Source organism: Microcystis sp. M113S1 (assembly GCF_020246945.1).
Classification (GTDB): Bacteria; Cyanobacteriota; Cyanobacteriia; order Cyanobacteriales; family Microcystaceae; genus Microcystis.
This window is the reverse complement of record NZ_JADBSA010000017.1, coordinates 1-8838: the sequence shown is the minus strand read 5'-3', so window position 1 is coordinate 8838 and position 8838 is coordinate 1. Positions and strand designations below refer to the sequence as shown.

9 protein-coding genes are annotated in these 8838 nt (G+C 43.9%); 3 read left to right on the top strand and 6 right to left on the bottom strand.

The window, feature by feature from the left end; translation table 11 throughout:
• Positions 1 to 372 precede the first annotated feature (372 nt).
• From IM319_RS01070 to kaiC, 3 genes are all read left to right on the top strand, one after another.
• Entirely contained in the window at positions 373 to 1302 is a 930-nt protein-coding gene (locus IM319_RS01070) for a circadian clock protein KaiA (RefSeq protein WP_287078786.1), read from the top strand.
• Between the two features lie 56 nt (positions 1303 to 1358).
• Positions 1359 to 1673 carry a circadian clock protein KaiB gene (gene kaiB / locus IM319_RS01065; RefSeq protein WP_002733742.1) on the top strand — a complete coding sequence of 105 codons (315 nt, stop codon included), beginning with the start codon at positions 1359 to 1361 and terminating at the stop codon, positions 1671 to 1673.
• Between the two features lie 193 nt (positions 1674 to 1866).
• Entirely contained in the window at positions 1867 to 3429 is a 1563-nt protein-coding gene (kaiC, locus tag IM319_RS01060; RefSeq protein ID WP_002760201.1) for a circadian clock protein KaiC, read from the top strand.
• 21 nt (positions 3430 to 3450) lie between these two features.
• Here the strand turns inward: kaiC and IM319_RS01055 are convergent, their stop codons facing one another.
• The 6 genes from IM319_RS01055 to IM319_RS01030 form a co-directional block, all read right to left on the bottom strand.
• Complete coding sequence (locus IM319_RS01055; protein ID WP_287734294.1) at positions 3451 to 4446, bottom strand: lysylphosphatidylglycerol synthase transmembrane domain-containing protein; 996 nt, start codon at positions 4444 to 4446, stop codon at positions 3451 to 3453.
• Positions 4447 to 4614: 168 nt separating this feature from the next.
• Complete coding sequence (locus tag IM319_RS01050; RefSeq protein WP_287734293.1) at positions 4615 to 5712, bottom strand: sulfotransferase family protein; 1098 nt, start codon at positions 5710 to 5712, stop codon at positions 4615 to 4617.
• A gap of 6 nt (positions 5713 to 5718) precedes the next feature.
• Positions 5719 to 7107 (bottom strand): aspartate aminotransferase family protein, encoded by a 1389-nt coding sequence (locus tag IM319_RS01045; protein WP_286825341.1) that lies wholly within the window; start codon positions 7105 to 7107, stop codon positions 5719 to 5721.
• Positions 7108 to 7516: 409 nt separating this feature from the next.
• A complete protein-coding gene (locus IM319_RS01040) occupies positions 7517 to 7750 on the bottom strand; it encodes a photosystem I reaction center subunit IV (RefSeq protein WP_286825342.1) in 234 nt (77 codons plus the stop codon).
• Between the two features lie 79 nt (positions 7751 to 7829).
• Complete coding sequence (locus IM319_RS01035) at positions 7830 to 8459, bottom strand: DUF6391 domain-containing protein (protein WP_286825343.1); 630 nt, start codon at positions 8457 to 8459, stop codon at positions 7830 to 7832.
• A gap of 69 nt (positions 8460 to 8528) precedes the next feature.
• The coding region (locus tag IM319_RS01030; RefSeq protein ID WP_287734292.1) for a zinc ribbon domain-containing protein at positions 8529 to 8838 on the bottom strand (310 nt) is incomplete at its 5' end.

The following is an 8838-nucleotide window of genomic DNA, read 5'->3' as shown; positions in this document are numbered from 1 at the left end:
TGGTCAATTACCTAATTTTCAGGGAAAAAGTCCCTGAATTTTCCCCCCAATCACTCCAAGGGTCGGCACTTTTTGAGGGAAAAAAAGTCTAAAAACCTTGTTGGATAAGGTTTTTAGATTTATTCAGCAAACCCTAATTAACAAACTGATGGCCAAACTATTAGTAGTCCTAAAACTTGAATCTACCTTGATTATGACGCTCGCTCAACTAGAGAACCGCTCCATTGATTACAATTAACTACGATACCCACTGCCAAAAAGCAAAGTTAACTTTAACTTCCCCGATTTGATGGCGAGGGGGTTGTCTTCTCAACAGAGAAAGCCTAACCTAATTGTTTGTTATTTTCTATCTACCTTGCGGGTGAGAAAACGTTGCCTCCGAGACTGACTATTTATGCTTTTGTCCCAACGGACCCACCCTTGACGGGAGTGAGTTCACCTCTGGGGCTGGTTAATTCTTTGACGGCTTTATTAGCTAATGAACGCTATAATCTAACCCTAGGGTCGTCTTCTAGCGAATTACTGGCTAATATCGAGGCAGAGAAGGAAAAAATCGATTGTTTACTGGTGGTCTTTCATCCTTCCCTACAGCCGACTTTTAATCAACTCTACGAAGGGGGGATTTTACTGCCCGTAGTGATCATTGTCGCTGACAAGAACATCACTGCCGAGACGAATGACTCTCCCACCTGTCTCTATCATAGTGCCGAATTACAAATTACCGTCAAGGAATTAGACAGCATCACCTCCGTCATCGACCAAGCGATCGCTCGATTTCTCCATTTAGCTCCTAATTGCTCTTTTTCCGAACCTAACACGATTGTTAACCAACCAAATCCCGTGGAAAATAATCACAGTTTTCTCCTCCTACAACAGCGCCGTTTAGCAGAAAAATTAAAAGAAAGACTCGGCTATTTAGGTGTTTACTACAAACGCAACCCGCAGCTATTCTATCGCAATCTTGCCCCAGAGGAAAAAAACGAATTACTGCGGGAATTAAGAAGAGATTATCGGGAGATTATTTTAAATTACTTCCAACAGGATTATCCGATCAATCAAGCGATCGATGAATTGGTTAATAATGTCTTTTTTACCGATCTCTCAGTGTCGCAAATTCTGGAAATTCACATGGAGTTAATGGATGAATTTTCCCAACAGTTAAAATTAGAAGGCAGAAGTGAGGAAATTCTCCTAGATTATCGTCTCGCTCTCATTGATATCCTTGCTCATCTAGGGGAAATGTACCGTCGTTCCATACCTCGCGAGGATATCCCTTATGATTTATTATTGGGAATAGATTAAAATCTCCCCAATAAATAGCGATGAACTCCTATCCCCAGCCCCTTTAATCCTAACCTATGAGCGTCTTTAAAAAAACCTATGTTTTAAAACTGTACGTCGCGGGCAATACCCCCAACTCCGTGCGTGCCTTGAAAACCCTGAAAAATATCCTAGAAGAGGAATTTCAGGGAGTGTATGCGCTGAAAGTGATTGACGTGCTGAAAAACCCGCAACTAGCGGAGGAAGACAAGATTCTCGCTACTCCTACCCTCGCGAAAGTCCTCCCTCCCCCAGTGCGGAAAATTATCGGGGATTTGTCCGATCGAGAGAAGGTTCTGATCGGTTTAGACTTACTGTACGAGGAAATTCGTGAACGAGAAAATGATAGCTAGGCCTTCGGCAATAGGTGATTAGACGGGTTATATTTATTGAAGGAGAAATGATCGGGGTGTAATCTAGTACGTCTATGGGAAAGTCAAGAGTCAATGGGAATCGAGACGGTATAAAGTGTCTAGTCAGACCTGATATGTTTCTGTTGAAAAATTAGATAAAAATCCTACTCTTTAAATATTCGCTGGATAAATAATGACTCAATCTAACTCTAATAGCCAATTGAATCCACCGATTAAACCGAAAGGTGTTCGCAAAATTAGAACCCTAATTGAAGGTTTTGATGAGATCACTCACGGTGGTTTACCCATGGGGCGAACTACCTTAGTGAGTGGCACTTCTGGCACGGGAAAAACCCTGCTTGCCGTTCAATTTCTCTACCACGGTATCAAGTATTTTGACTATCCGGGCCTGTTTGTTACTTTTGAAGAATCTCCCACCGATATTATCCAAAATGCCTATAGTTTTGGTTGGGATTTAGAAGAATTAATTGACCAGGGTAAGTTATTTATTCTCGATGCTTCTCCGGATCCGGAAGGTCAAGAGGTGGTGGGTAGTTTTGATCTTTCGGCCCTAATCGAGCGCATTCAATACGCAATTACCAAATATAAAGCCAAACTGGTATCAATTGACTCTGTAACTGCCGTTTTTCAGCAGTACGAAGCGGTGTCAGTGGTGCGGCGAGAAATTTTTCGGCTCGTGGCCCGGTTAAAATTATTAGGAGTGACTTCAATTATGACCACGGAACGTATCGAAGAATACGGAGCGGTGGCCCGTTTTGGTGTAGAGGAATTTGTCTCTGATAATGTGGTAATTATGCGGAACGTGCTAGAGGGAGAAAGACGACGCAGAACCGCAGAAATCCTCAAATTACGGGGAACAACCCACATGAAGGGGGAATATCCCTTTACTATCACCAATGATGGCATTAATATCTTCCCCCTCGGTGCGATGCGTTTAACTCAGCGCTCCTCCAATGTCCGCATTTCTTCGGGAGTAAAAACCCTTGATGATATGTGTGGAGGCGGTTTTTTCAAGGATTCGATTATTTTGGCCACAGGAGCAACAGGTACGGGTAAAACTCTCCTAGTCAGTAAATTTCTGGAAGAAGGCTGTCGGCGCGGTGAGCGGGCGATTTTGTTCGCTTATGAAGAATCTCGCGCCCAATTGTCCCGAAATGCTTCTTCTTGGGGGATCGATTTTGAGGAGATGGAACGTAAGGGATTATTAAAATTGTTGTGTTCTTACCCCGAATCGGCGGGATTAGAAGACCATTTACAGATGATTAAGTCGGAAATCTCGGAATTTAAACCCTCCCGCATTGCTATTGATTCTCTATCGGCGCTCGCGCGCGGGGTGACAAATAATGCTTTTCGGCAATTTGTGATCGGGGTGACAGGATACGCCAAACAGGAGGAAATTACGGGATTTTTCACCAATACCACCGATCAATTTATGGGAGCGCACTCGATCACCGAATCCCATATTTCTACGATTACCGACACGATTTTAATGTTGCAGTATGTGGAAATTCGCGGCGAAATGTCCCGAGCGATTAACGTCTTTAAGATGCGCGGTTCTTGGCACGATAAAGGGATTCGTGAATATACTATCAGTCAGGACGGGGCCGATATCAAGGATTCTTTCCGCAATTACGAGCGGATTATTAGTGGTTCCCCGACTAAAATTAGCGTCGATGAAAAGAGTGAATTATCGCGGATTGTTCGCAATGTACGCGAAAAATTACAGGATGAATAATCGGGAGTTGACTGATTGAGATTATTTTGAAGAGCGATCGGGTAAAGTCGGTCTTAGGGAAAATAACCACCAGATCAACAAACCTAATATAATCCAGAGAATATCTTTAACCCGGCGAATTACAGAAATCGCTAAACCTAATTCTAGACTACCGGTTAAGGAAGCACCCAGCAGCACTAAAGAACCTTCTAAAGTACCGATATTAGCGGGAATAAAAAAGGTTCCAGCGCGCACCAATTGAGCAACGGAATCAAATAACCAAGCATCGGCAAAACTGATCGGATGTTGGAGAAATTGCATTAAAACATAGATTTCTAAAACTCCGAGAGGCCAATTCAGAAAACCGACGATCAAGCCATTTCTAAATAGTGGCAGATTGCGGTAAAATTCCCCTAAACGATCATCGACACTGCGAAGATTTTCTAAAGGTTTAGCTAGGCGATCGCCTAAAAAAGAATGACCTAATCGATTAACTATTCGGGAGGATAAACGGAATCGCTGAATCAAGAAAAATATCAGGATACAACTGGAGAATATAGCTAGACTTAATCCAGTCAAAGTTTTAAAAGAATTAGAAAATTTTGGGGAAGCTAGGAGCAGAAAAAACCCGATAATTGCAAAGAAGACAAGGGAAGCAGTATTTAATGTCTTGGTCAGAATGATCGAAGCACTGGTTTCTTTATAGCTAATCTGATAGTGACTTTTCAACATCACTGCTTTAAAACCTTCTCCTCCCAAAGAAGCGAAGGGAGTCACCCGATTAAAGGCTGCCCCTACCATGTAAATTAATAATAGGCGAATTGTCCATCGAGGTTGGATAGGAATGCTTTTAAAAGTTAGTTGCCAAGTAAAAACATCGGTGAGAAATTCTAGGAAATACAAAATAATTACTAATGTCATTCCCCACCAACCGACTAGGGTGATTTGTTGCCACACTTCTTGTAGATTGGTTTGTCGTAAAATTACCCCTAGTAAAACAAAACCTAAACCCAGAAAGATAAATTTAAGATATTTCATATTAAATTATGAATTATGAATTATTAATTATTAATTATGACTTATCACTGATGACTGATGACTTATCACTGATAACTGATGACTTATCGCTGATGACTGATCACTGATAACTGATCACTGATCACTGATAACTGATAACTGATAACTGATAACTGAAAAAGCTGATAACTAAAAATAGTTCCAACGTTGAATAAATGGTAGCCAATGAGATTCGACTAATTCGATCGCTTTTGGGTCTGGGGGATAATTATTTTTTTTATATCCTTGCAGACTGCTGATATATTTCTCAAAGCGAGGCATAGCTATTTTTAAGTCGGGAAGTTGCAGTTGATCGTAAATTTTCTCGATTTGTGCTAGGGTTTTTTTTTCTAAATCTTCAAAACGAATTTCTACAAAACTATCGGCGGGTAAATCGGCACTATCTCGCAGGAGAGAATTGAGCATTAGGGGATAACTTTTCAGAATTACCTGCTCGATGACATCAATAGATAAATTATCGTAGGATTGCAGTGCTAGTTCTGGTAAGATGCGGGTAAAAAAGTGGCGGGTTGAGGGAAAAACTAGATAGGGATTGCGATAGATATGGATAAATTTAGCATCGGGCCAGATAGTTCGTAATTTGGCAATGTGTGTCGTATAAACGGGGTTTTTGATTAGTAATTGTTTGCCTTTTTGATGGATGGAAACTTTTTTTAATAGATGAGTATGCCAACGTTGCCAAGTGGCGATTTCTTTCTCGCTGCAGCCTTGAAAAAAAACCCCTCGATCGAAATGATACTGAAAACGTTGGGGAAAGTATAAACCATGGTAGTAGGAAAGGGGGATCATGCTGGCCAGGGCGATCGAGTCTTCTTGGGGGGAATCGGGAGTAACGGCAACGTTATCCACATGGCGATCGCTCGGTAGAGCTAATTCCAGCAGCGGTTGTAATAAGCGGACGATACCGAGGATATCCCAGGGTAATCCCACCGCTAGGGGCGAAATATAGCCAAAATGCTCCGATTGACCGAGTAAATTGTGCAGATGGGTCGTGCCGCTGCGCCAATAGCCGACAATAAAAATGGGTGCTTTTACCTCCACGCGGCGCTCATAAAACCCTGTCATTAAAATCCGTTCTAGGGTAGAAAAAGGTAGTCGCGCCAGGGTAACTGCCAGCGCCAGGGTTGCCGGGGCCAAATTGGGGCGATCGATGCCGCCATTGGTCAAAAATAAACGAAGGAGAGTGCTAAGGTTACTACCGCAGAGGGGATGAAACAAACTGGACATATTAACCTATTTTTTGGCGGTTTTTTGGCGTATAGCTTGGCTGGCCAAGGTTTTGCCGAATTCCCAAGCGGCCCCGGGGAGGCGGTGAGCATCAGCGACCACATCCTTAACGGCGGTGACAATCCAACGGCAATCCTGATCGGAGAGGGTGAGGGGGGGGATAAACTTGATGATATTCATGCCGTGGCCGGAAACCTGCGAGAGAATTTGATGGCGGGTAAAGAGGGGAACGACGATTAACTGGGAAAATAGCCCTTTATTGGCGGTTTCTAGCATTTTCCAGGCGGCTTTTAATGACCAACTGCTCGGTTCGGCAAATTCCAAGGCCATCATCATACCCAATCCCCGCACTTCCTGCAAACATTCGTACTGATCTACGAGGGGCTGTAGTTCTGCGATAATTTGTTGACCGATTACAGCCGAGCGCTCCACTAATTTTTCCTCCTCGATTACCTGTAAAGTGGCGATACCGGCGGCCATGGCCAGATTATTTTTCCCAAAAGTGCTACCGTGAACCACAGAACGGTCCATGCGATCGAATACTCGATCGAAGATCCAGGGACGACAGAGAACCGCTCCCACTGGCACAAAACCGCCCGAAAGAGCCTTGGCAACGCATAAAATGTCTGGTTCTACCCCCCAATGTTCCACTGCCCAAATTTTGCCAGTCCGGCCTAAACCGGTCTGCACTTCATCGGCCACAAAAAGAGTGCCGTAACGACGACAAAGGGCAGCCGCTGCGGGGAGATAGTTCGGTTCGGGAATTCTCACCCCGTGACCTTGGATCGGTTCGGTAATAAAAGCCGCTACTTCTTGGTTAATTAGAGCTTTTTCGAGCGCAGCCAGATCGCCGAAGGGAATTTCCTCAAAATCGGCGACAAAAGGTCCAAATCCCTGGCGATAATGGGGATCGCCGGTGGCGGAAAGGGAACCCATGGTTAAACCGTGGTAGCCTCCCTGACAGTAAACAATTTTGCTGCGTCCGGTGGCGTAGCGGCTGAATTTAATGGCGGCCTCGACGGTTTCTGTGCCGGAATTGGCAAAGAAAACTCGTTCTAATCCTGTCGGTGCGATCGCTGCTAACCGTTCGGCCAGCAATCCCGCTAGGATGGAAGCATCCAATTGGACTAAATTGGGCAGTTCTGCCGTCAATACTTCCTGTAAAGCTTGCACTATCTTGGGGTGATTGCGTCCGAGGGCGAAAACACCAAAACCACTCAGTAAATCCAGATACTTTTCCCCGTGATTGTCGAACAAGTATGGACCTTGGGCTTTAACGTAGTGGCGATCGTAACCGATCGTTTTCAGTACCCGAACCATCTGGGGATTTAGATATTGTTCGTGGAGGGTAAAGTTTTCTTCTAGTCTTTGTTCTATGAGTTCTAAAATGCTCATAAATTCCTGATTTGATTACTGAAAAACTAATTGTTAAACAACCCAAACCCGATTATGTTGATAGCACATTATCATGATTTTGGGTTATTTAATATTATAAATTATTTAAATATATTTTGTCAAGTATTTAAGAAATCATCTAGGATAATTAAACTCATTAACTCTTGCTGGCTAAAGGTTACAGCGACTTTTAGATAATTTATTAGTCAGTTTTTATATGGTAGGGGCGCATCGCGTGCGCCCAAAATGTAATATCAGTAAACAGTAATCAGTGAACTGATAACTGTTTACTGATAACTGATAACTGATAACTGATAACTGATTCAAGGCTGATAGCTATAAAAAAACGACCGACAAGAGAGAATTCCCGTCAGTCAGTCGGTGATGATAGGCCGAATTTTACTCAGCTTTATTTCTTAGCGGGGGCAGCCTTAACGAGTTCCAATTCACTTTCAGCGAAGTTATTGGTATTCAGTCCACTGGCGCTGCCACTAAAACCGGCGTAGTTAACAGTATCAAAACGGACGATAACGGGATAGAGGATACCACTTTTATCAACACTGGCTACGGTTCCCACACCTTTGTACCAGTAAGACTCTTTACGTTTGATTCTAACTTGGGCTCCGCGTTCGATTCCAGACATAGCTGTTGTTTTTTTTTAAGGGTTTAGTTAACAGGTTACAATCAGAGCGAGTTTGCCGAAAGGGTTTTTACTTTAAGTTTTATTGCAAATCTTGCCACTCTGTTTGGACAAAATGCCCCGAACGTCCCCATAGGTCTGCCTTTGGTGTAATGTTAACGATTGTTAAGTTAAAAGGAATGGCCGTAGTCAGGTATTTTTGGGCCGACATTCCCACATCTGGCCCGATTTGAAAAGCGGCGGCGGTGGCTAAACCTAAGCCTAATAACTGAGAAATCGGACCTCTGGGTAAGAGAAGATGAGTTCCTAAGACTAAGCCGGCGGTTAAGGCTAAAGTTACCGATAAATTGGTGCCACAACGCGGATGTAATGCCAATTGCCCCTCGCCATTTTTGAGACGATGGAGCGCCTGTTTGGCCGCAATTTGCAGTTCATTCGTATTAACCTGTCCGTAGAGATAAAAACCCCTATCGGTGGAGAGTCCCCCTAGGGCCTCGTTATCCGCTTGGGAATGGTCAAAAGGCGATTGACGACGGGCAGCCATTTCGCTTAATACCCAGACGGTGGCGTGTTCCAAGGCGTGAACCTGTCGCAGGGTCAGAAATTCTTTGAACCCGGGGATAAAGCCGATTTGTGCCAGTAAATCGCTGTCTTGCTGGGGCGAGGGGTTAAACCAGTCGAAAGAGGGGTTAGAAGGGCTACTAGGGGTCATAAAGTTGCGGTAGGGGGAGTTTTTTCTAGAAAGTTGACATCCTCACCGCCGTAAACGGACGGTGATTCCTCACCACGCCACCTTTTTAAGATGGTCGCTGAATGGGGTTGACGCTTCACGGGATGCTGCTTCTTTAACAGAAGTCTTACGCTTTCCTCCACGTCCATTTAAAGTCTCCGAATGTCCTCCGGCGACCTTGATATTTACCGCAGCGTTTACATCTCGATCATGAAAAGTGCCACAGAAAAGACATTCCCACTCACGGATATTTAACGCCTTTTTCCCGCCGATATTCCCGCAACAGGAACATCGCTGAGACGTTGGCTCCCATCGGGAAATTATCCGAAAGTTACGCCCATATTTATCAGACTTTGCTGAT